Genomic DNA, 22,176 nt, shown 5'->3' with positions numbered 1-22,176 from the left:
GCTGATCTCTATTTGGAAATGCTGATTGCTGTACCTTCTTTCAGGTTGATCTGTCCGGAGGTGACTACCCGCTCGCCTGCTTTCAGACCGCTGATGATCTGGATCGAACTGCCGCTTTCTATTCCGGTCTTCACCTGCCGCTGGCGTACCTTATCCTGGTCCAGGACATACACAAATGCATCTTTTACGCTCTCTGTGATGGCTTCCCGGGGAATCAACAGTATTTTCTGCTCCGTTTGCCTGGAGAAATCGGCATACACAAATGTACCGGAGCGGAGCAGGTTGCTCTGCTTGTTTTCTGCAATGAGCTCTACCTTGTAGCTGCGGGTTTCATCGGCCTGCGGACTGATGAAGGATACCTTGCCTTTAAACTCGGCATCGGGATAAACATCTGTGCTGATCTTTACCTCCTGACCCTGTCTGGTCTGGTAAACTTCTGATTCTGTCAGGTTCAACTGTACTTTGGCCTGCGAGAGATTCACGATCGTGGCGATCTCTGCTCCTGCATTGGCAAAAACACCTACTTCTACCGCTTTAGTGGCTACGGTGCCACTCGTTGGGGCCTTGATGTAGGCATCTGCAATCTGTTTCTTCAACTGTGCAACCTGGTTGATGGCATCTGCATGGCTCTGCCTCAGTTCATTGACCTTCTCCTGGGTAGCGGCCTGCCCGGCCAGCAGTTCGGTATAAGTGGCCAGGTCTCGCTCCAGCTTCCGCGCATTGCTGACTGCTTTTTGCAAGTCCAGTTGCATCAGCCGGGTATCGATCACTGCCAAAACCTGCCCCTCCTGTACCTGATCGCCCAGGTTGACTTTCAGTTGCGCAATCGTGCCTGCCATCGGCGCCAGTACTTTCGCCTCCTTGAATGGGGCAAGACTGCCTGTTTTCACCAGGTTGATCGTCCGCAGTTCTTCCACCACAGCGGCAACTTTTACCGGAATGCGTACAAGGGTATCTTTTTCAGGCTGTTTCTTTTCTTCCAGGATCCGTTTATTGGAACTGAGCTTAAAAATGATCAATCCAACAAGGACAAGAACGATGAGGACGATGATGTGTTTACGTTTCATAAATGAGTGGTAGTATAAAATGTTTTCAGGTTACCTGTCGCTTTTTCAAGGTCTAATCCCGCCTGCAGGTAAGTGTACAAGGAATTGAGGTAAGTATTCTGGGCAGTGCTGATGGATTGCTGCGCGTTCAGCCATTCGGTCAGGCTCTCCACACCCTTGCGGTACTGCAGGTCAGTTACTTTAAAAACGGAATGGGCCAGCGCGATATTCCGCCGATCGCTCTCGAGGCTGCTTTGTGCTTTGACAAGCTTCGTCTTTGCGTTCTCATACTCGAGCTCATATTTTCCGGCATCCAGCTGCAGTTGTTCCATTGCATTGAGGCTTTTGTACTCGGCCTGCTTGTACTGGGCATTCCTTTTGAAAAAATCGAAGAGGGGGAAGTTCAGCTTCAGCCCGATGGCGGCATACTCATTCAAATCCCGGACTGCCGGCCCCAGCTCACTCCCAAAACCGTTTCCGCCATAGCGGATATAGCCCGAGAGCTTTGGCAGCCAGCCTGATTTGATCCGGCTGAGCTCTATGGCCAGGAGCTTGGTATTCACTGCCGACAATTGATAGTCTGTATGGTTCTGGGCGCTGAAGGCAGGCTGCGGGCGGGCCTCAACTGCTGCCTCAGGAAATTCCCTGCCGGAAAGGCTGTCTACCTGAATTTCCTGTTTGAAGGGATAGCCCATCTCATATTTGAGCTGGTTCAGCGCCAGGCTCAGGTTACTTTCTGCTACGCGCAGTTCTGAGTTTGCATTGTTGTAGTCGACCATCACCTTGTCCAGGTCCTTTTGCAGCGTAACGCCTTTCTGCACCTGCAATGCAGAAACATCCATCTGCTTCTGATAGGTATTGATGTTTTCTGCCAGCAGCCTCAGTTGCTTCCTGTAGACCTGGATCTGGTAATAGGCATTGGCAATGTTGTAAATGATCGTCTCCTGGCTTTTCCGGACGTTCAGCTGCGCCTGCTCCCGGTTGTATTTATTGGCTTTAAAACCGTTCAGCAGCGACTGATCGTAAATGGTCTGGTCCAGCTGTACTGCCGCATTGGTATTGTATTTCTGACTGAAGGCGACCTTGATATCGGTGGGACCGAAAACCCCGGCAGGTATGATGGAGGTCTGCACCTTCAGGTTGTTGTCCAACGTCCCGGTGATGCCTATTTTGGGCAGGTATTCGGCCAGGGCTTCTTTCGCTGCTGCGTCTGCCGCCAGTTTTTCATTTTCGTAGATCACACTGTTCCGGTTGTTCTTCAGGCCAAACTCGATGCATGCTTTCAAATTCCAGCTTTCCTGGGCAAACAGGCAGACCGGAAAAAGCAGCATCAGCGCCATTGCTGTTTTCTTTTTCATATTCCTTTGATGGGAACAAAAGTAGGCTACAGCATTTCCCGGCTTTGGCTTATCGGAATGAAGAGGACAAAATCAGCGATGAAGAGGACAATTACATTTCCATCCACTTCAAAAAAGAAGGGGCCTTGATCTTACTCACCACGATCTTTTCCGGAAATTCTATTTTAAGGGCCACGATCAGCTTGCGGTTGAAGTAGTATTCGATATTTTGAATGAAATCCCGATTGATGATGAACTGCCGGTTGGCCCTGAAAAACTGTCGAGGGTTCAGCAAAGCTTCCAGCTGCTCTATCGTGTACTGAACGGCATAGGATTTATCTGCACCGGTATGGAGGAATACACTGCCCGCTGAGGCATAGATCAGCTGTATGTCGATGGCCCTGACCGGGATGATCTTTTCCCTGAAGTTGACCAGGATATTTTGCTTATAGCCGGTGTCCATCTGGATCAGCACCTTTTCCAGGTTTTTGCCCGGCTGCTCGGTATTCAGGAGGTGCTCTTTGAAGCGGATGTATTTTTCCATGCTCTTCTGCAACATCCCCTCCTCTATCGGCTTCAGCAGGTAATCGATGCTGTTGGATTCAAAGGCCCGGATCGCATAGGCATCAAAGGCGGTACAGAAAATGATGGAGGCCTCTACTTTCACGGCCTGGAAGATCTCGAAGCTCAGGCCATCGCCCAACTGGATGTCTGAAAAGATCAGCTCCGGCTGGGGATTGTTGCTCAGCCAGGTGATTGCTGAAGAAACCGATCTGAGAACGGCCAGCACTTCTATATCTTCGTCAAGCGCCAGCAACATGCTTTTGAGCTCTCTGGCGGTCTTCAACTCGTCTTCTATGATGACAACTTTCATGGCTTTAACAATGGGATAGTGACAGAAAATTTGCGCTGGTCATTCTGGATGTCGATGCTCCGGTTTGCCAACAGTTTATAGCGTTCTGAAATGTTTTTCAAGCCCATGCCTGTCCCATTTTCCGGTATGTTTTTGGGCTGGAAATCATTCTCTACCCTCAAACTGTAGGGTTCAGGGGAAAAGATGGAGATGTGCAGGGGCTGCTCGGGAGAAATGGTATTGTGCTTAATGGCATTTTCGATCAGCAGCTGCAGTGACAGAGAGGGGATCAGCAGCTCCAGTTGCGCCTCATCAATGTCGATATGGACTTCGAGGCTTTCTTCAAAGCGCTCGTTTAAAATGTAAATGTAGGATTTGATGAAGCTGAGCTCCTCCTTCAAGGGCGTAAGGTAGCGCTCATTGAAATTGAGCACATAGCGGTACACACTGGACAGCTGCACCACATAGTTCTTGGTCGGCTGGTCCTGCGCAATGGTCTTGAGCGTACTCAGGGAATTGAACAGGAAATGCGGACTGATCTGCTGCTGCAGTGAAATGAGCTGTGCACGCAGGTGGTTCTGTTCCAGGACCTCATTTTTGTATTTCGTATCCTGCAATACGGTATTGGTATGTGTGCTGTAAAAGACAATGTAACAGATGAGGCTGACGAAAAATGAAGCGCCGATGTGCTGCTGGATTTCAGCGAAACTCTCATAGCCCACTTCTCTTTTGGCCATGTAGTGGTCGGGCACCAGTGAGTCCAGCACAAAATTGATCACAAATATGGCGGCCATCGACAAAGCAATGGCCAGGGCATATCTTTTGAAGCCTACGAGTTGCGGCGAACTGTGGGTCAGGATATAGCCATTTATGAGCCATCCGGTTAAGAGCGTGGTGGTCACCCTGAAAATGTAAATGAGAAAGCCGCCCAGCTGGAATTTGCTGGAAGATTGTTCCCCCAGAAGCGTTGCCCCCATGATCAGCACCGTGATCAGGATGAGAAATGACTTCATCTGGTATTTTTTCAACATTTTCAAAGGTAAAACAAATAATTAAGCTAGCGGATTGATTTTAGGAAGGGCAGGAAGGAAAGCGAGAAATTGACAAAAGGAACGGTGCCGCGCTTCATTTTCAACAGGTAATCGTTCACATCGGCATTGTCCTTTTGGACGCGGGAACTCAGGTTGGACACCAGTCCGCCCCGGACTCCTGCTACCAGTTTTTTGCCCAGCATGTGCTCCAGGCTTAGACCGGTTTTCAGGTCCAGCATGTTGTGTGTCAGGTTCGCAGGGGCATTGGGATTACTCTTGCTGAGAAAACTGAAGTTCGGATCCAGAGCCGTGCCGAATGTGGCCCAGGCAGCTGTAGAAAAGGGGATCCGGAAAGATGCCCCATACGGCAACTGGAGGTCAAACTCCAATTTACTGTTGAACCTGTGCCAGTAACTGAAAAAGGGGACCGGGAGTACCCCATTGGGCCCGATGGCCAGTACGACCCCCACATTGGTCATGGTATTGGCCTGTTGTTTCAGTGGAAATATCATGGTTCCTGAATAACTGAGCCTCCGGATGGAATTGAGTTCATTGCTAAAGGCCGTAATTCCTGCGCTGTAGATCACCGGCCGGTTGAACAGCGAATCGCTGCGCGAATAGGTTGCGGAAAGGCCAACTGATGCCCTGTCCAATGACCCCGGCTGCGATGGTACCCCAGCGTTAAAATTCTGACCAAATGCGTAGTGCTGTTTCTGGTAGACCACAGCGCCATTCAACCTGTTTTTTCCCCATGAGGAAATGGGCAGGTTGAAATTCATCTTCATCCGACTGATCTCCATATCGCCCTGATAGAGCAATGTACCGTCTTCGGCCAGCATTTTTGAGTTGGTATTGCTACTTACATCATAAGAGATCCCTCCCTGCCGCAACATGGGCTGCCGTTTGGCAAATTCGCTCAGGTAGACCATCGTCATAGAATCCCTGAGCTTCTTCATGGCCGCTTCAGGGGCAGTTTGGGCATAAGCACTGCAGGTGCTTGAAAGAACAAATAGCGCAATCAGTTTTCTTTTCATACAACGTCCCGAAAGTATCGCATTGAAAGTCCATCTGTTAAAAATTAAAACTGAAGCGGACAATTTGAAGCCTGAAACACCCGAATGGAGAATTGATGCTGCAGTTTTGAAATGGAGCTGGCCTGAACAGCTCAGCCCTTCGCAAGGGAATGCGAAGGGCTTTGTAAGGGTCAGGATACCCTTTAGCCTTACGAATCCCAGCCCAATCGCTTTTCAATCACGTTTGAGGCTTATGCCAGAATACCAGCAATAGTCAGGATAGACACTGCTGCTATTTCCCGGACTTCTCAATGATGAAATCTGCGAGTTTACTGATGTCTTCGGCGCTGACCGCGCCCTTCCAGGCCGGCATTCCCTTGTCGGTAATGCCATTGGTAATGCTGGCCACAATGGATTTTTTGTCCGATCCGTAAAGGAATTTCGTACCTGCAAGTGCTTTTGCGCTGGAAGTCCCCTGGAGCTGATCGCCATGACAGGAGGCACAGAGCTGTTGAAAAAGCCCTGCAGCACCGGCGTTTCCGGTGTTTGTTTTTGGACTGCTGCTCAGTTGTTGCCCGCCAAGCGCTGTCTTTCCCGAAGGCCGCATCCTGAGGATCATATCGTCATGCCCGTCACGGGGATGCCCCTCGCCCGGATCGTGCATGGAAGTAGAAAAATAGAGGTAACCGTCGGGGCCCGTAACCAGCGAGCGGATCCGCCCATATCGCTTCCGGAGCATCAGCAACTGACTGCTGATTTCCCGGCCGGCGATGCCGAGATTTAAAATGGATTCGCCGCGCAGACAGGCGACCAACAAATGCCCTTTCAGCTGGGGGAACTGATTGCCATTATAAAACAGGATTTCACCCGGGCCAATGGAAGGGGTATATTGCTGTAAGGGGGATTCCATTCCTGCCCGCCGGTCATCGTGGTGCACTTCAGGCCAGCCATAGTTGCCGCCTTTCAGGATGAGGTTGATCTCATCACCGCCCGTGGGCCCATGTTCCGACTCGTAGAGCAGGTTTGTACCCGGTTGAAAAGCGAGGCCCTGGGGATTGCGGTGCCCATAGGACCAGATTTCCTTCCTGGCCGTATCATTCTGGTAGAAGGGATTGTCTGAAGGTATGCTTCCGTCGCTGTTGAGCCTCAGGATTTTGCCATTGTAGGCTTTCAGGTCCTGCGACAGCATGGGCTGATCGGCATCACCGGTGCTGATGTACAGTTTCTGATCCGGCCCGAAAACCAGCCTGCAGCCGGTATGGTTCTGATTGGCAGGGAGCTCTTTCAGGATCACAAAAGGGCGTACCAGGCTGTCCTGCCGCAGCTCATAACGCACAATGCGCAGCTTCATCCTGTTGTCGAGCAGGTAATTGCTGGCCAGGTACACCCATTTATTCTTCTGGAAATCGGGGTGCAGGCAAAGCCCCAGCGCCCCCGATTTATTCCTCAATACAATGTCATTCAGGTTCAGGACCGGACGGGCCAGGAGCTTATTGTTCCGAATGATCCGTACCCTTCCCTCCCGCTCGGTAAAAAGCAGGCTCTTGTCGGGCAGGAAAACCAGTTGCCAGGGCACCCTCAGGTTGTCGGCTACCGTATCTATGCGGTAGCCTTCGTCTGTGGAAATGACCGGCGAGCGGCGGTCGATGAAGGCCATACCAGCCAGTACCAGGCCCAAACTGAGCAATAAACAAGACCAAATTCTCATAACGGCGGATTAAGATTTTCTGTTGCTGAATTTAGTTAAAATTCAGCGCTTATCCGCATGGCTATTCGCTGGTATTCTTCAATTTCATGAGCAGGGAATAAGCCCCGGTACTAACGACCTTTTTGCCTTCCAGGCCCGGTCCTACCACACTAAAGCCATTTTCCGACTGCCCTTTCTGCACCGGTGTCATGCGAAAGCGATTGCTGCCTTCTGCGACAAAAACATAGTCCTGGTTTTCGAAATTGACGAGGGCTTCGCTGGGCAAAACCTTTTCTTTGTTGTTGTCCAGCTGGATCTCTGCATTCATATACATGCCGGGCACCAGGCTTTTGTCGTAATGTTCAAAATGGCAATGCACTTCCGCACTCCGGTGCTCATTCAGGGAATGGCTCAGCAGGATGATCCTGGTGTCATACCGCTGGTCGGGACGGGCATTGGTATAAGCCCTCACCCGCTGGCCGATGCTGATCTTGTTTAGGTCTTTTTCATAGACCGTCAGGTTCAGGTGGATATCGGCAGGGTTCACCAGCTCGAAGATCACGTCAGAGGGCGTCACATACTTTCCGATGTTGACATTCACCTTGCTGATGTAACCGTTGATGGGCGAATGGATGTTGATTGTTTTAGAAATGGCATTTTCGTTCAGGCGCGCCGGGCTGATCCCGATCAGGCTCAGTTTTGCGGCCAGGGCCCTGGTCTCGATATTGAGGTTCCTGAATTCGTTTTCTGCCTGCTGCAGCACTTTGTCGCTGCTGGCCTTGCTGCTGTTGAGCTCCCGCTGCCGCTCGTATTCCAGGGATGCATAGTTCAGTTTGTTCTTCGCACTCAGGTAGTCCTGCTGCAACTGGATGTACTGCGGGTCTTCCATCACCGCCAGGAGCTGGCCTTTGCGCACCTGCGTGCCGGGCAGCATCTCCGTAGATTTCAGGTAGCCTCCCAGGGGGATGCTGACGGAAACCAGGTTTTGGGGCGGCACATCGATCTGGCCGCTCAGCTTGAGGATGCTGCTGATCTGCTGTAAGCGGATGGTATCGGTTTTTAACCCGATATTTTTGGCTTGTGCTGCGCTCAGTTCTACCAGGGTCTCATTGCTTTCTGCCGTATTTTCTGTGGGCTGTTGCTCTGCATTGCTGCTGCAGGCCGACAACAGCGCGGTCAGGGCGATGGTAAGGATGGGCGATATAAATAGGCTCCTGTTCATATTATTTGGATAAAAGGTAGTTTAAATGGATAATGCTGTTGTTGAGATTTTTAATGGCTTCAAAGTAATCCAGCTGTATGCTGAGCGACTGCTGGTTCAATACCGTCCACTCCAGGTAATTGATTTCTCCGTTTTGCAGTTGCTTGCTGAGTGTCCGGGTGATGTCTTCCGCATTTTTAAGGGCACCTTTTTCGAACTCCTGCACCACTGCACTGTACTGTATCACCTGGCTCCAGGTACCGGCATATTCATGCTGCAACTGTTTGGCCCGGAAATCCGTTTCATTTTTGCTGATCGATTGAAGGGCCTTTGCAGACCTGATCTTCGCCCGCTGCCCCCCTCCGAAAATCGGGATCTCCAGTCCGAGCTGGAAGGACTGGAAGCGGTTTCCGCGGCTGTAGCTGATGCCGTCCTGAAGGCTCATGTTGTTGTAGCCGATGCTGATGTCGGGCAGCAGCCTGGATTTTTCCAGCAGCAGGCTGGCGGCTGCCCGCTGCTCCTGTTGTTGCTGCCATTTCAAAAAGGGATGGGCAGCCAGCTCAGTGCTATCTGCAGCAGGAAGGGCGATTTTAAACTGTCCGGCTACCGGTATCCTCCTTTCGCTGGTATTGAGCAGCAGCATCAATTCCTGCTGCAATACTGCTTCTTCCTGTTTCAGGTTCTTTTGCTGGATCCTCAGCTGGATCAACTGGTTTTCTGCAGCCGCTTTTTCCAGCATATTGCTCTCCCCTGCTTTCAGCCTCAGGGCGGCCACGCGCAGAAAGGCGGTGTAAGCCGAGTCCATTTTATGGAGCAGGTCTGCTTTGCGCTGAAGCAGGATGAGCTCGTAACAGACCGTACGGGTGATCTTCCGAACCTCTGCTTCCTGCAGATCGACCTCCAGGAGGGCCGACTTCCATTCTTCGGTCAGCTGCCTGCCCTGGCGGCTATAGACTGTTGGCAGACTGAAGCTCTGGCTCACAGAAAGCCTGTCGTCATTCAAAGGGCTGTTGAAATTTCCATACTCGGCAGTTACCGAAGTCCTGGGCAACTGCCCACCCGTCCCGATCAGGGTTTTTGCCTGCTCAGCCCGAAGCTGGCGGTTCCTGACCTGGAGGTTATTGGCTACGGCCGAGTCGGCAGCTTCTTCCACACCAATGGTTTTTTGGGCCTGCGTGGGCAGGAAGGCAAAGGTTAGCAGCAGTGTCGCGAGCACAGCTTTTCCTTTTTTGACTTTGATGCCTTTCTCAAAGGCGATGTAAAGGATCGGCAATACAAAAAGGGTCAGTAAGGTCGCGATCATGAGTCCGCCAATGACCACGGTAGCCAATGGACGCTGGACGGATGCCCCGGCGCCATTGCTCAATGCCATGGGCAGGAAACCCAATGAGGCCACGAAGGCGGTCATGAGTACGGGCCGCAAACGGGTCACGGTACCTTTGGTCACAATCGTTTTGAGGTCTGTTTCCCCTGTCGTTCTGATCCTGTTAAATTCGGCCACCAGCACAATGCCGTTCAGTACGGCAATACCGAAGAGGGCGATGAAACCTACACCTGCACTGATGCTGAAGGGCATACCGCGCATGGCCAACAGAAAAATCCCGCCAATGGCCGAAAGTGGAATGGCGGTATAAATGAGCAATCCGTATTTGATGGAATTGAACGCAAAATAAAGGAGCAGAAAAATGAGCACCAGGGAAACCGGAACGGCTACCGACAACCTCGATTTGGCTTCATTGAGGTTTTCAAAGGAGCCGCCATAAGCGAGGATGTAGCCCGCCGGGAGCTTGATTTTGGCGCTGACCTTCTTCTGAAGTTCCTCTACAATGCTTTCCACATCGCGGCCGCTGACATTGAAGCCGACCAGGATCCTGCGCCGGGTATCTTCCCGCTGGATCTGACTGGGACTGTCTACCAACTCCACGGAAGCCACCTGGTTCAAAGGGATCTGCGTGCCTGCGGGTGTGGGGATCAGGAGGTTCTGTACATCTTTTATGTCCTGGCGCTGCTCATTTTGAAGCCGTACCACCAGATCGAAACGTTTCTCCCCTTCAAAGACCAGCCCGGTACTCTGCCCCGCAAATGCGGCGTTGATGTTCCGGTTGATGTCCGAGATGTTCAGTCCGTACTGCGCAATGGCAGCACGGTTGTAGCGGATGACGATCTGGGGGGTTCCCGTGATCTGCTCCACATAGAGTTCGGTAGTTCCTGCTACGCTTTTCACGATATTCCCCAATTGTTTGGCATAGATGCCCAGGGTGTCCAGGTCTTCGCCAAAGATCTTGCAGACCACATCCTGCCGTGCACCGGTCATGAGTTCATTGAAACGCATCTGTACCGGGAACTGGAAACTGGTGGTTACTCCCGGTACTTCTGTCGCAGCAGCCCCCATTTTCTCCGAAAGCTCGTCAAATGATTTGGCAGAGGTCCATTCCGATTTGGGCTTGAGGTTGATGATCATATCACCCATATCCATCGGCAGCGGTTCCGTAGGTACTTCACTACTGCCGATCTTGGTGACAATGTTCTTCACCTCCGGAAAGCGTGATTTTAAGATACCCGCCACTTTTTGAACATGCGCTATCGTGGTATTGAGGTTACTGCCCGAAAGTACCCGGGTTTCTACGGCATAGTCGCCCTCTTCTATGGAAGGGATGAATTCGCCGCCCATATGGCTCAGCAGGAAGACCGCCATGATGAACAGGACCAGTACCGTGCCGATAATGGCTTTAGGGATCCGGAGGGCTTTGCCGAGCAGCGATTGGTAAGCACGCTCGGTTTTGGCCATGATGCGGTCAGAGAAATTCTGCTTCAGTTTGATCTTCCTGCTCAGGAAAACGCTGCTCAGCATCGGGATATAGGTCAGGGACAGGATAAATGCACCCAGCAGCGCAAAGGCCACCGTCTGGGCCATCGGCTTGAACATCTTCCCTTCAATGCCCTGTAAACTGAAAATGGGCAGGTATACGATCAGGATGATGATCTGTCCGAATACCGCACTGTTCATCATTTTGGAAGAGGCACTTTTCACTTCTTTGTCCATATCGTGCTGGGAAAGCATACTCAGGCCCCCGAACTTTTTACTGTGGCTGAGCTGGTGCATAACGGCCTCTACGATGATGACGGCACCGTCGACGATCAATCCGAAATCGAGTGCCCCAAGGCTCATCAGGTTGCCGCTCACCCCAAACATGTTCATCATGATGACCGCAAAGAGCATCGACAAGGGGATGACCGAAGCCACCAGGAGCCCGGCCCTGAAATTGCCCAGGAAGAGTACCAGCACGAAGACCACAATGAGTGCGCCTTCCAGGAGGTTGGTCTGTACGGTACTGATCGCATTGCTGACCATATCGGTGCGGTCCAGGAAAGGTTCTATGACCACACCTTCCGGTAAAGTCTGCTGGATCTCGGCAATCCTGGCCTTGATATTTTCAATCACCACATTGCTGTTGGCGCCCTTCAGCATCATGACAATCGCGCCCGATACTTCACCTTCATCGTTGTAGGTGAGCGCGCCGTAGCGCGTGGCAGCCCCCAGGGTCACCTCTGCCACATCCCGGATGAGCAAGGGTGCATTGCCGCCATTGTTGCGGATCACCACGTTCTCGATGTCGGCCGCATTGCCGATCAGGCCTTCACTCCTGATGTATAGTACCGTAGACTGCTTTTCAATATAAGAACCTCCGGTATTCTGATTGTTGCTTTCCAGGGCATTGAATACATCAGCAATGGTCAGCTGATGGGCCTGCAGTTTACCGGGGTTAATGGCTACCTGGTATTGTTTCAGCTTGCCACCGAAACTGCTGACCTCTGCTACGCCTTTGACGCCGAGCAACTGGCGGCGGACGATCCAGTCCTGGACGGTCCGCAGTTCGGTGATGTCGTATTTGCTTTCGTAGCCCTTTTTGGGTTTTACCACATACTGATAAATTTCGCCAAGCCCGGTAGAGATGGGGCCCATTTCTGGTTTACCGATCCCGTCCGGAATGGATTCCTGCACGACAACGAGCCGCTCTGAAACCTGTTGCCTGGCCCAGTAGACATCTACATCGTCATTGAAGACCAGGGTGACGAGCGACAAGCCAAAGCGGCTATAGCTCCTGATTTCTTTAATGCCCGCGATGTTGCTGCTGGCCTGTTCTACTGGGAAGGTCACCAGGCGTTCAATGTCCGTGGCGCCGTAAGAGGGTGCCACCGTGATGATCTGCACCTGGTTGTTGGTGATGTCGGGTACGGCATCTACCGGCAATTTGGAGAGCTCGAAGCCTCCATATATGATTAATGCGATGGTAAACAACGCAATGATGAGTTTATTCTTTACAGAAAACCCAATGATTTGATTAAGCATGAAAATTTGATTTGATCAGTTCCTGAACAGTTCTGGCGCAGTCCTAAGGGACTGGCCGGTACACTACGAAATGATCAGGCTTTGGGCGGCTGCCAGATTTTGCCTGCATCGGGCGCAGGAATGTGGCTTTCCTGGTAACGGAAAGCATCATTCACAGCGATGAGCCTTACGTGCTTCTGGAAATAACTGCGGTACCATTGCGGGATGGCCGGCGTCAATAAACCACTTAAATCCAAAGTTTTAAAAGGGAGCTGTAGGTCCCTTTCTTCGTCATTGTCGGTATGCGGAACGGAATTGTAATGGTCGACGAGGTATTCTGCGAAGGTAATTTCGCTGTTGAGGAGCTGGTGCTCATAAAAATGCTGAAAAAGCACCGGAAATTTCACCATTTCACGGAGTTCGGTGCTGGAAATCAGGTAAGTGCACAATATAAAGAGGGTAACTAGCTTTTTCAACGCCCCAAAGTTAGAAGGAAAAGCAGGAACATAAAAATTTCCAGCTCTTTTTTATGTTACACAGCTGTTTTTCGTGCGTCTCCCGGGAGGAAATGCTAAAACGCCACACTGAAGCTGTGCATCTGCCCCTCAAACCTGTAACTGACTGACCAACCATAGCGGTTGCAGATTTCTTTGACGAGAGAAAGTCCAAGGCCACTGCCAGGGGTATGCGCAGAGGCTGTACTGAACCTTCTGAACAGCTTGCTGCTGTCGAGCTCATTCCTGCCAGGATTGGAGATGCGCAATACATTTGCTGAAAGTGAAAGTTCAAGCCCCTCTTCTGGAGCACTATGGCGCAGGGCATTCATGAGCAAGTTGGTCAACATGATCTCTACCAGGATTGGATTCCCCTTCAGCAGGTATGAAGAATCGATCTTACAATGGATGGCCTTTTCGCCAAACAATGCCGAAAGCAGTTCCAGTATCCGTTGAAGGCTTTCAGCGAGATCGATGTCCTCGAGTTCAGAAAATTGCTGGTTTTCGATTTTGGCCAGCAGCAGCAGGTTCTTATTGATCCTGGAGACCCTGGACAGTGCATTGTGGGTTTCTTCAATGATCTGAGCTTGTGCAGAGGTCAGGGAAGGCGCCTGCATCAACAGATCCAGTTTTGACTGTACAATGGCCAGGGGCGTCTGCAATTCATGTGAGGCATTTTCCGTGAACTCTTTTTGTTGCCGGAAAGTGGTGATGTTGCTATCCAGAAGCCTGCTGATGCTGGAATTCAGTTCTTCAAATTCGGCAATATTGCTGTGTTCAAATTCAACAGTGGTATGGCTGCTCAGGTCAAAAGCCCTGATCTTTTCAAGTGTACGGTAGAAAGGCTGCCAGAGCCGGTGGGAGATGCTGCGGTTGAGCCATATGAATCCGCCCAGTAACAGTGCAAAGAAGAAAACGGTCAGCAGTGTAATCGCACCGATGATGATAAAAGTATCCTCACGCCCGGCTTCAGGGGTTAAAATGATGTTGTGTTCATCCAATTCATACTGCCACAGTTTGCTGATCGCGAAGTAATAAACCGGAATGCTGCAGGCCAGTACAATTCCAGCATAGGCGGCGAAACGCCGGAGTGATTTGTTCAGCAGTTTACTCATATTTCCCATTTATAGCCATTGCCGTACAATGTTTTCAGGTAACTTCCGGATCCGGCCTCGGCCAGTTTTTTCTTCAGGTTTTTGATGTGTGCGTAAATGAAATCGTGATTATCGAGCATGTCTGCCAGATCTCCGGACAGGTGTTCTGCCAGGGCACTCTTGGAGATCACCTTATTTTTGTTGCCCATAAAGAACAGCAATAAATCGAATTCTTTTTTTGTCAACAATACAACTGAACCTGCTACTTCTACCGTCTTCGCGAGGAGGTCTACCTTTAGTTCGCCTTGCTGAATGATGTTGGAATTGGCAAAATTCTTTCGTCTGATCACTGAAAAGATCCGTGCAGAGAGCTCCGACAAATGGAAGGGCTTCGCGAGGTAATCATCTGCGCCGAGTTCCAGTCCATGGATTTTATCTTCCAGGGAGTTTTTTGCGGAAATGATGATGACCCCATCTTCTTTATGCTGTGCCTTCAGTTCGTCCAGGATTTCCATTCCGCTTCCGCCGGGGAGCATTAAATCGAGCAAGATACAGTCGTATTGGTGCATACCGATTTTTTCCCGGGCCTGATGGTAGTCGGTGGCCAGTTCGCAGAGATAATGCTGACCGGACAGGTAGTCGACCATACCTTTGGCCAGTTCGGGTTCATCTTCTATAATCAGGATCTTCATCTTTTTAGAATCTTTTGATCAGGTTGAAACCCATGCTTCCGTTTTGATAGCTGGGGCTGACCAACATGTCTACTGATTTATTCTTGAATAGTTTTCGTTTAATATACGGATACACCAGGTAAGTCACTTTGGTGGACAAAATCCCAAAGCCAGCACCCGCAACTACGTCGCTGACCCAATGGGCATTGTTGTACAACCTCAATATTCCCGTTCCGGTAGCAATGACATAGCCCCCAATACTGTACCAGACCGAATGGTCTTTATATTCCTGATGCAGGAATTCAGCCGTCATGAAGGCCAGCGAGGTATGCCCGGAGGGAAAAGAATGTGCATTGGCACCATTTGGGCGCAAACGGTTGGACACACCTTTCAAGGAGCCGACACCTACGGTCACCAAAGCATAGGAGGAAAGGAGCATGATACTTCTGTCGACAATACTGTGCTTAGCCTTTACCCCAAGCAAGTCCAGACCATATACCGCTACGGCCGGCGCATAACGCAGGTAGTTGTCCAACTTAAATGCAAAACTGGGATGGTCCTCCTGAAGCTCGGCATTGGTGGTATAATCCAGCCTTCTGATCACGTTGTCGCCGGCGAGGGAGATCAGTCCGTAACCAATGAACACCCCGGGAACAATATAGGCACTTGCTTTGGGTTTATATTTGATTTCGACCCTCGTGGTATCCTGGATCCCGAGACTATCTTTTTCCTGGGGAACATTCTGGGCACTTGCTGTTGAGAAAGCTGCGAGAAAAACAAAAAAGATCATTATACTTTTCATCATTGTAAATTATTAGAATCTGCCACTGAACATAAGCCCAAACCTGTTTTGCTGATAGGCAGGTACCAGGTTATAATTGGAGCCAGCCTTACCGAGAACCAGACGCTTTAGTTTAGGGTAAATAAGATACGATATTTTAGTGGATAATATACCAAAACCTGCTCCGGCAACCACATCGCTCAACCAGTGCTTGTTGTTGTACATCCTTAAGACCCCTGTGGCAGTGGCGACAGTGTATCCCGCGACGCCAATCCAGGGATGACTGTCTTTGTACTCCTGATTGAGGAACTCGGCTGAGGCAAATGCATTGGAAGTATGTCCCGAAGGAAAGGAGTTGAATGCCGAACCATTGGGCCGCAAACGGTGCGTCCAGGATTTTAAGCCATGAACGGTTCCGCCCATAATCGCCTCTGACAAAAGATATATTCCGGTTGCATCTGCCAAATCATGCTTCCCCTTGATACCGGCGATGTGCAGGCCATATACTGCCGCAGCTGGCGCAAACTGCAGGTAATCATCTGCATGGGCGGCAAAAAGCGGATGGTCTTCCTGAAGCTCTTCCTTGGTCGTCCTGTCCAGTTCACTAAACAGGTTTTTTTCGCCGAGCGAAAGCAGCCCATAACCGATAAAGGCCGCGGGAAGAATAAATGAATTGATTTTTGGTTTGTGATCGACTGTATCCCGTACCTGTGCCTGCAGCTGAGCGCTGAAGCCCAAATATAACAGCGCACAAAGCGCACATGGTCTTATTAATTTCATCGTGATAAATTTAAAGGGACAAAATCATTGTCGCATACCTCCATGCTTAAACAGATCATATGCTGTCTGATAGTTGGCCTCTGCCTGCTTAATTACCGAGCTGGATAGTTTATTACTGATTTGACTATCATCTGATTTTCGATAAATGAATGTCTCGACCTTTTGCTGTGGCCCCAGGATAACCAGGCTATCATTTCTCAGATAGGCGAGCTTTTGGTAGGTACCTAAAACCGCTCTCGGCTGGAATGTAGGGTCCAATACATTTTGACCATACAGATTACTTTCATATTTCCAGCCTAAAATGCCAAACAATGTAGGATACAGATCGATCTGGGAACACATCTGATCTATTTTTCCTGTCCGTTTTTCTGGCAGGTTTAAGATCAGACATGGAATATGGTATTTACTGATCGATATTTCATTTTTCCCCGCGCTGCCTGCACAATGGTCTGCAACAACAATGACCACTGTATTCTTATACCAGGGTTTGCTCTGGATTTCCCTGAGAAAGGTCCCTATAGCGTAATCAGTGTACCGAACCGCAGCTTCGCGGCTACCCGGAGATCCCTTTATTTTAACCGCAGGAAAGGTAAAGGGACGATGGTTAGAAGTTGTCATCACAAAATCGTAAAAAGGTTTTCCTGAGGCATGGTCCCGGTCTGCTCCCCTGATTACTTCTTCCAACAGGTCACCATCGCTGATGCCCCAGGCATTTTCGAAATGGACCACACTGTCCGGGATGACTGATCTTCGGGTTTGGTAGGTATCGCTGATCTTCAGGTTCCGCCCCCGGTCTACTAAACCATTGCTGCCAAAGTATTCATTCATGTTATCGAAATAACCGTCCCCGCCATAGTAGAAGGTTCTTGTGTAACCCGCCTTCTGAAAGATGTAGCCAACTGTAGTCAGGTTTTGATTGTCCTGACGACGGACAATACTGCTTCCCGGTGTAGGTGGCACAGATAAAGTCAGCGCTTCCATTCCCCGGACTGTTCGTGTACCTGTTGCATACATATTGGTAAAAAGCAAGCCCTGATCGGCGGCGGAATCCAATTGCGGCATTAAATTCTGGGTGTTGCCAAAGTGTTGCATAAAATCGGCACTGAGGCTTTCTACGGTGATCATGATGACATTTGGCTTGTAGTACCGACCATTGTTCTGGATCCTACGACTGATCGATTTCCCCTGATTCAGAAATTCTGAATGCTGTTCATGTAGTTCTGCCCTCATCAGACGGTAAGCTTCTGCATCGGGCAATAGGGAGTAAAAATCATTATAATTCAATTCATTGTTTTTGAAGGCGGAAAAAAACGAGTAGATCCCTGCCTTCGATAGTTCGTTTGCATAACGGTTTGTACCTGACTCGGCGTAGGAATTGCTCAATAGAATGGGAAAGGACAGGGTAATTAAGATCAGGAAAACCGATAGAATCAATCTTTGCCTGAAAGGCATTTCTGACTGAAAAGACAACCGGAACAGGTTGAATTTCTGAAAAAGCCACATGACAATCAGTACCAATACCAGTACTCCACCGATCAGCAAGGGCAAAGGATAAGATTCATTGATATTGTTCACTACCTCATAGGTATAAATCAGGTAATCTACCGCGATAAAATTAAAGCGGCTTTCAAATTCCTGCCAGAAGGTGACCTCAGCAAAAAAGGAAAAGAAGGAGATGAGCAGCGCCAGAAACAAACCTACATAAGTAAAACCTCTATTTACAATTGAAAGAGACCACTTCCGCGGCATAAAAAGCAAATAGAGGTTATAAACTGATGTGATCATTAAAGCCACAGCAAGATCATAGCATAAACCAAGGGAAAAAACCTTCAATATGGATGACAGATTAAAATCTGCCTTTGGCAATGACCATATCAGTAAGCCTGCCCTGATCAGGAAGGATGTCGAGACAAAAACAACAATAAATGAAAACAGCACGCTGTATTTCCTATAAAACTGGTTCAGCATATTCAATCGATATGTGCAAACCTAGAACTGAATTTAGTAGAAATTCTGAATTTTAGATATTACGGCACCCACCAATTGCCAGAAGCCGTAATGATGCTGAGCATCGCAATAGAATCCCCAAAATAGCTATTGTGATGGCTAACCGTATAATCCCATAGTTTATTCAGCCATTCCTGATTCTTTGGATCGATCATCGCGCTGACCATAAAGGGCGCTTGATAGGTTAAGTCCTGGTAATTTCGTCCGGGAAGTACTGTTCCATCAAGATGGTAGCCTGCAAAAATCTGTGCAGGGTTGTCATTACTCACAGCGCGGACCCAGGAGTTTAAAGTTGTCAATTGTGCTTTAGCACGCTGGTCTCGGGTAACAACAATGTCGGTACCGATCCGCCAGGGTGTACGGGCCGAGTTATAAGAATAGCTGCCGTCGTTTTTATCTTCCAGTAAATGTCCAATTGCTGGTATGAAATAACCATCCTTGTGCTCAGCAAAATCCGGCAGAAGTCCTGTTTTATTGCTGTATTTTGAAAAAATGTGGTTGACGATCCCATAAGTTTGTTCGGCGACCTGGTCCCAGATGGGATCAGCAGTGGCTTTTTTAAAAGCTTTCAGGTGCTGGAACATGAAATCGGAGGGCCTGGTGGCATCATTGACACGGCTCCCCTCATTGCTGGCCCAGTCTCCCATCTTCAAGGTTTTGTATTGGTGATGCACTATACTTTCTTTCAATGCATTGATCACCACAATTGCCTCGGCCTTATAGTTGATCAAACCTGCACTGCCCCATTGCTGGTCGGCAAGCAGGAGCGCGTAGGCAATATCCATATCCCCGTCAGTAGCGCAGCTCCCGCCAACGGAAAGCACCTTGCCGTCTCTAATGGCCTGCTGCCAGTTCATCAGCCTGGGATTACCCTTACTCGGATGTGCTTTAAAGAAGGCATACATGCCATCAAAATATTTTTTTGCTTCCGGATCGGCTCCCGCCATATAAGCCATGGCAACCATTCCGTAACCATGAGCTTCAGAACAGGTGACAGGTTTTCCGGCTTCAGGCTGATATTTGATATAATACTGACCGCTTACGCCAATATCCTCAGTGAGGTAGTTCTTCTTCCAGCGCTGGTACACCTTAATGACATCTGCGTCGACCAGTTCCCTTCGCTTATGGTCCGGGATAATGATACCCTTGGCGTAGGGCGGATGCTGAGGAAAAGGCTTGCGTGCCTGAGCACCTACAGAAAGAACCACAGCTGTCAGCAGGCCCGTCAACAGCACATTTTTGATTAAAGGAAACATGACATCATCTAAATTTATATGGGTTATTTAAGAAAGATACCCAGTATTTATCAGTGACTTACAGAGAAAGTCAATTTTATTTACGCAAACGTTTTTTTGAACGGCAAATGATACCTGAACTTAGAACTTGTAGCTGTAACCCAACCTGAATACCTGGGTTTCCAGGTAATCCGTACTGGTTAACCTAAAGCCATTTCCACGTATTTCCCTTTTCGGACTTAGGGTATTCAACACATCCGTACCATTCAGGAACAACTCTGCCCTTCCATTTTGGACCTGCTGCTTTATCCCCATGTCTAAGGAAAACCGGGAACCGATCTGCCCCTGAGGAATGATGTCCGGTGCCAGGTAGACAGCTGAAAACTGGAGTTCTGTTTTTTTAGGTAATTTGAAATTTCCATTCAGCTTTGTATTCCAGGAGGTGATGCGTTCCGCCTCCATATCATACACGGTCAATACAGGATATTTATTGGTCACCCTAAAGGCGTCAATGGTATTCCTGTACAAGGTAGCACTGACATTAAATGAAAACCAGCTGGCCAGTTCCTGCTGATAGCTAAGTTCTGCTCCGGTATTGCGGCTCTTACCGGCATTCTGAAAGATATTGTAGATCAATGTGTTTCCCGGAACTATAGTCGCGATTCGCGTAATCGTTGCATCCACCATCTTATGGAACACAGCAGAATATATACTTCCCTTCTCCCAGCTTAGCTTATGCCCTGCCTCTACACTCCTGGTGAACTGTGGTCTCAGGGTTGGATTGCCCACCTTGATCACTTCAGGCTCATCGTATTTTGGAAAAATTCTGATATCGACCTCGTTTGGACGGTCGACGCGCTCATTATAATAAACAGACAGCTTGTTTTTTTCATTGAGCTTATAACCCAGCCTGACATTTGGAAATGGACGTGTATAATCGTAACCATCGCTGGTGTAAGTGTTGTGCTTTGGATTAACCTCGTAATTCACCTTTACGTATTCAAACCTTAGACCAGCCTCCAGCTCGAAGCGCTTGTGTTCCAAAACATAATTGCCATATACTGCCGGAATGGTTTCTTTATAATCTGCCCAACCTCCTGCGTTTACGTCTATAGGTGAGTTCAGACCTGGAAAAAATTGCATGTCGGTGGGTATGGTCCTTCTCCTGAATTTGATGCCCCCTTCCAATCTCCCATGTTTCAAAGGCTTGGTATAGTCCAGGTTAAAATCTGCCACATGTTCATCAGACAACAATTTAAAAGCATCCTCGCCGGTGAAAGTGGGCATGATGTTGGTGAAAAAATACTTTTCATCCTCCCGGTGGAAGGTATAATTGAAACCTATATTCATCAAATGCCCTGGCTCAGTAAATTTGTGCTGATAAAGTGCCGATCCTGTAGCAGTATACTTTACCTCATCTTCTAAAAACTGCCATAACCTGTTGCGCAGGCTAAAATCCCCGTTATAGTACGGGATATCTCCCCTATCCAGGATCTTCTCTCTGTTCAAATAGGCAGAGAAGGTAAAAGTATTTCTTTCATCAGGGTTCCAGTCTATACCCGTCTTCAGTGTAGAAAAAGTAGTGGTCCGGTTCCTTTTTACCTGCTGGTTGATTATTGTACCGTCATCATAAATCCGCTGTCCGAAGTCATTTCGGTTTAAGGTTTGCGTATACAGCCAGTCTCCCTGCAAGAAGGTATTGAGTTTATTTCTCCGGTAATTTAGGGACACGGAAGGATTTAACTTTGGCGTGGCCTGGTACTGAGGCCGGATACCCGGCAAATTTTCTTTCCTGAGCCAAAGCGCGCCGAGCCCGGCCATCATGCCGACTTTACCATTAAATCCTTCCTGGCTGTTTTTCTTATAAATGATGTTGATGATACCGGCATTGCCATTGGCATCATACTTTGCTGAGGGGTTGTTGATGATCTCAATTCTATCTATTGCAGAAGCAGGGATATTGTCCAATCCTACCTGGCTGCCAAATCCGGTTATTGCATTTTGCTTTCCATCTATGAGTACAGCAACTTTATCATTGCCCCGAAACTGTATCTTGCCATCCTGTACCGTTATACCGGGAAGGTTTTGCATGGCCTGAAGCACAGAACCGCCAGTTTGGGTTGCATTATTGGCAAGGGTAAAACTTTTCTTGTCCATTTTGGAGGAAAGCCCTTCTTGCTGATTTGCGCTGATTTTTACTTCATTCAGTAACCTGGAATCTTCTTCCAGTTCTGAAACACCAAGGTCCAGAAATTTACTTAAAGTACCCACTGTAAAGGCCTGTCGCTTTGTTTTAAAGCCAACCATCGATATTTCGAGGATATAGTTGTCGCTTTTTATGCCAGACAAGCTAAATCTCCCTTCTTCATTGCTGAGCGTCCCGACGACAAAACTGCTGTCTTTGGCCGATTTAAATGCAACATTCGCATAGGGGATGCCAACTTTAGCAGCATCTCTAATTACACCAGACACCGTGATTCCTGTACCGGTTTGGGCGCTGATCATCAAAGGAAACAACAAAAACAGAAAGAAAATAATGCTACGCATGATGGTTTTTTCTTCCAAAACTAGAATCCAATTTTGAAGAAATACTGAATGGCTTTCAAATTCTGACAG

17 protein-coding genes are annotated in these 22,176 nt (G+C 48.9%); 1 reads left to right on the top strand and 16 read right to left on the bottom strand.

What is annotated here, in order from left to right; translation table 11 throughout:
* Window positions 1-8: 8 nt before the first annotated feature.
* The 5 genes from WAE59_RS18130 to WAE59_RS18110 all read right to left on the bottom strand — a co-directional run bounded on the left by WAE59_RS18130 (window position 9) and on the right by WAE59_RS18110 (window position 5,301).
* Window positions 9-1,067 carry an efflux RND transporter periplasmic adaptor subunit gene (locus WAE59_RS18130; RefSeq protein ID WP_337857380.1) on the bottom strand — a complete coding sequence of 353 codons (1,059 nt, stop codon included), beginning with the start codon at window positions 1,065-1,067 and terminating at the stop codon, window positions 9-11.
* Window positions 1,064-2,404 carry a TolC family protein gene (locus WAE59_RS18125; protein WP_337857379.1) on the bottom strand — a complete coding sequence of 447 codons (1,341 nt, stop codon included), beginning with the start codon at window positions 2,402-2,404 and terminating at the stop codon, window positions 1,064-1,066. The genes WAE59_RS18130 and WAE59_RS18125 overlap by 4 nt, the downstream gene beginning before the upstream one ends.
* A 91-nt stretch (window positions 2,405-2,495) precedes the next feature.
* Window positions 2,496-3,257, bottom strand: coding sequence for a LytR/AlgR family response regulator transcription factor (locus WAE59_RS18120; RefSeq protein WP_337857378.1), 762 nt, complete (start codon window positions 3,255-3,257; stop codon window positions 2,496-2,498).
* On the bottom strand, window positions 3,254-4,249 hold the full coding sequence (locus tag WAE59_RS18115; RefSeq protein ID WP_337857377.1) for a sensor histidine kinase: 996 nt from the start codon (window positions 4,247-4,249) through the stop codon (window positions 3,254-3,256). The genes WAE59_RS18120 and WAE59_RS18115 overlap by 4 nt, the downstream gene beginning before the upstream one ends.
* 44 nt (window positions 4,250-4,293) lie before the next feature.
* Window positions 4,294-5,301, bottom strand: a complete 1,008-nt coding sequence (locus WAE59_RS18110) for a hypothetical protein (protein ID WP_337857376.1) — start codon at window positions 5,299-5,301, stop codon at window positions 4,294-4,296.
* A gap of 64 nt (window positions 5,302-5,365) precedes the next feature.
* Between WAE59_RS18110 and WAE59_RS18105 the strand changes: the two genes are divergently transcribed.
* Entirely contained in the window at window positions 5,366-5,554 is a 189-nt protein-coding gene (locus WAE59_RS18105) for a hypothetical protein (RefSeq protein ID WP_337857375.1), read from the top strand.
* Between the two features lie 18 nt (window positions 5,555-5,572).
* Here the strand turns inward: WAE59_RS18105 and WAE59_RS18100 are convergent, their stop codons facing one another.
* The 11 genes from WAE59_RS18100 to WAE59_RS18050 form a co-directional block, all read right to left on the bottom strand.
* On the bottom strand, window positions 5,573-6,988 hold the full coding sequence (locus WAE59_RS18100) for a PQQ-dependent sugar dehydrogenase (protein WP_337857374.1): 1,416 nt from the start codon (window positions 6,986-6,988) through the stop codon (window positions 5,573-5,575).
* Between the two features lie 61 nt (window positions 6,989-7,049).
* The gene (locus tag WAE59_RS18095; RefSeq protein WP_337857373.1) at window positions 7,050-8,189 is read right to left on the bottom strand and encodes an efflux RND transporter periplasmic adaptor subunit; all 1,140 of its coding nucleotides are present in this window, start codon (window positions 8,187-8,189) and stop codon (window positions 7,050-7,052) included.
* 1 nt (window position 8,190) lies between these two features.
* The gene (locus WAE59_RS18090) at window positions 8,191-12,519 is read right to left on the bottom strand and encodes a CusA/CzcA family heavy metal efflux RND transporter (protein WP_337857372.1); all 4,329 of its coding nucleotides are present in this window, start codon (window positions 12,517-12,519) and stop codon (window positions 8,191-8,193) included.
* Between the two features lie 74 nt (window positions 12,520-12,593).
* Window positions 12,594-12,974, bottom strand: coding sequence for a hypothetical protein (locus tag WAE59_RS18085; RefSeq protein ID WP_337857371.1), 381 nt, complete (start codon window positions 12,972-12,974; stop codon window positions 12,594-12,596).
* 95 nt (window positions 12,975-13,069) lie between these two features.
* Window positions 13,070-14,107 carry a sensor histidine kinase gene (locus WAE59_RS18080; RefSeq protein WP_337857370.1) on the bottom strand — a complete coding sequence of 346 codons (1,038 nt, stop codon included), beginning with the start codon at window positions 14,105-14,107 and terminating at the stop codon, window positions 13,070-13,072.
* Complete coding sequence (locus tag WAE59_RS18075) at window positions 14,104-14,778, bottom strand: response regulator transcription factor (RefSeq protein ID WP_337857369.1); 675 nt, start codon at window positions 14,776-14,778, stop codon at window positions 14,104-14,106. The genes WAE59_RS18080 and WAE59_RS18075 overlap by 4 nt, the downstream gene beginning before the upstream one ends.
* A 4-nt stretch (window positions 14,779-14,782) precedes the next feature.
* The gene (locus tag WAE59_RS18070; RefSeq protein ID WP_337857368.1) at window positions 14,783-15,562 is read right to left on the bottom strand and encodes a phosphatase PAP2 family protein; all 780 of its coding nucleotides are present in this window, start codon (window positions 15,560-15,562) and stop codon (window positions 14,783-14,785) included.
* A 9-nt stretch (window positions 15,563-15,571) separates the two neighbouring features.
* A complete protein-coding gene (locus WAE59_RS18065) occupies window positions 15,572-16,318 on the bottom strand; it encodes a phosphatase PAP2 family protein (RefSeq protein WP_337857367.1) in 747 nt (248 codons plus the stop codon).
* Window positions 16,319-16,342: 24 nt separating this feature from the next.
* Complete coding sequence (locus WAE59_RS18060) at window positions 16,343-18,103, bottom strand: LTA synthase family protein (protein ID WP_337857366.1); 1,761 nt, start codon at window positions 18,101-18,103, stop codon at window positions 16,343-16,345.
* Between the two features lie 242 nt (window positions 18,104-18,345).
* Window positions 18,346-19,581 carry a glycosyl hydrolase family 8 gene (locus tag WAE59_RS18055; RefSeq protein ID WP_337857365.1) on the bottom strand — a complete coding sequence of 412 codons (1,236 nt, stop codon included), beginning with the start codon at window positions 19,579-19,581 and terminating at the stop codon, window positions 18,346-18,348.
* 120 nt (window positions 19,582-19,701) lie between these two features.
* Window positions 19,702-22,107: a TonB-dependent receptor domain-containing protein gene (locus WAE59_RS18050; RefSeq protein WP_337857364.1), complete on the bottom strand. Its 2,406-nt coding sequence runs from the start codon at window positions 22,105-22,107 to the stop codon at window positions 19,702-19,704.
* Window positions 22,108-22,176 lie beyond the last annotated feature (69 nt).

The sequence above is a fragment of the Pedobacter sp. GR22-6 genome (assembly GCF_037402555.1).
In the GTDB taxonomy this organism is placed as follows: Bacteria; Bacteroidota; Bacteroidia; order Sphingobacteriales; family Sphingobacteriaceae; genus Pedobacter.
The sequence above is the reverse complement of the archived record's forward strand: the minus strand, read 5'-3'. Positions and strand labels throughout refer to the sequence as shown.

Bases quoted from the DNA above. Each gene is read 5' to 3' on its own strand.
- WAE59_RS18130 (WP_337857380.1), bottom strand. From the start codon at position 1,067: ATGAAACGTAAACACATCATCGTCCTCATCGTTCTTGTCCTTGTTGGA.
- WAE59_RS18125 (WP_337857379.1), bottom strand. From the start codon at position 2,404: ATGAAAAAGAAAACAGCAATGGCGCTGATGCTGCTTTTTCCGGTCTGC.
- WAE59_RS18120 (WP_337857378.1), bottom strand. From the start codon at position 3,257: ATGAAAGTTGTCATCATAGAAGACGAGTTGAAGACCGCCAGAGAGCTC.
- WAE59_RS18115 (WP_337857377.1), bottom strand. From the start codon at position 4,249: ATGAAGTCATTTCTCATCCTGATCACGGTGCTGATCATGGGGGCAACG.
- WAE59_RS18110 (WP_337857376.1), bottom strand. From the start codon at position 5,301: ATGAAAAGAAAACTGATTGCGCTATTTGTTCTTTCAAGCACCTGCAGT.
- WAE59_RS18100 (WP_337857374.1), bottom strand. From the start codon at position 6,988: ATGAGAATTTGGTCTTGTTTATTGCTCAGTTTGGGCCTGGTACTGGCT.
- WAE59_RS18095 (WP_337857373.1), bottom strand. From the start codon at position 8,189: ATGAACAGGAGCCTATTTATATCGCCCATCCTTACCATCGCCCTGACC.
- WAE59_RS18090 (WP_337857372.1), bottom strand. From the start codon at position 12,519: ATGCTTAATCAAATCATTGGGTTTTCTGTAAAGAATAAACTCATCATT.
- WAE59_RS18080 (WP_337857370.1), bottom strand. From the start codon at position 14,107: ATGAGTAAACTGCTGAACAAATCACTCCGGCGTTTCGCCGCCTATGCT.
- WAE59_RS18075 (WP_337857369.1), bottom strand. From the start codon at position 14,778: ATGAAGATCCTGATTATAGAAGATGAACCCGAACTGGCCAAAGGTATG.
- WAE59_RS18070 (WP_337857368.1), bottom strand. From the start codon at position 15,562: ATGATGAAAAGTATAATGATCTTTTTTGTTTTTCTCGCAGCTTTCTCA.
- WAE59_RS18065 (WP_337857367.1), bottom strand. From the start codon at position 16,318: ATGAAATTAATAAGACCATGTGCGCTTTGTGCGCTGTTATATTTGGGC.
- WAE59_RS18060 (WP_337857366.1), bottom strand. From the start codon at position 18,103: ATGATCACATCAGTTTATAACCTCTATTTGCTTTTTATGCCGCGGAAG.
- WAE59_RS18055 (WP_337857365.1), bottom strand. From the start codon at position 19,581: ATGTTTCCTTTAATCAAAAATGTGCTGTTGACGGGCCTGCTGACAGCT.
- WAE59_RS18050 (WP_337857364.1), bottom strand. From the start codon at position 22,107: ATGCGTAGCATTATTTTCTTTCTGTTTTTGTTGTTTCCTTTGATGATC.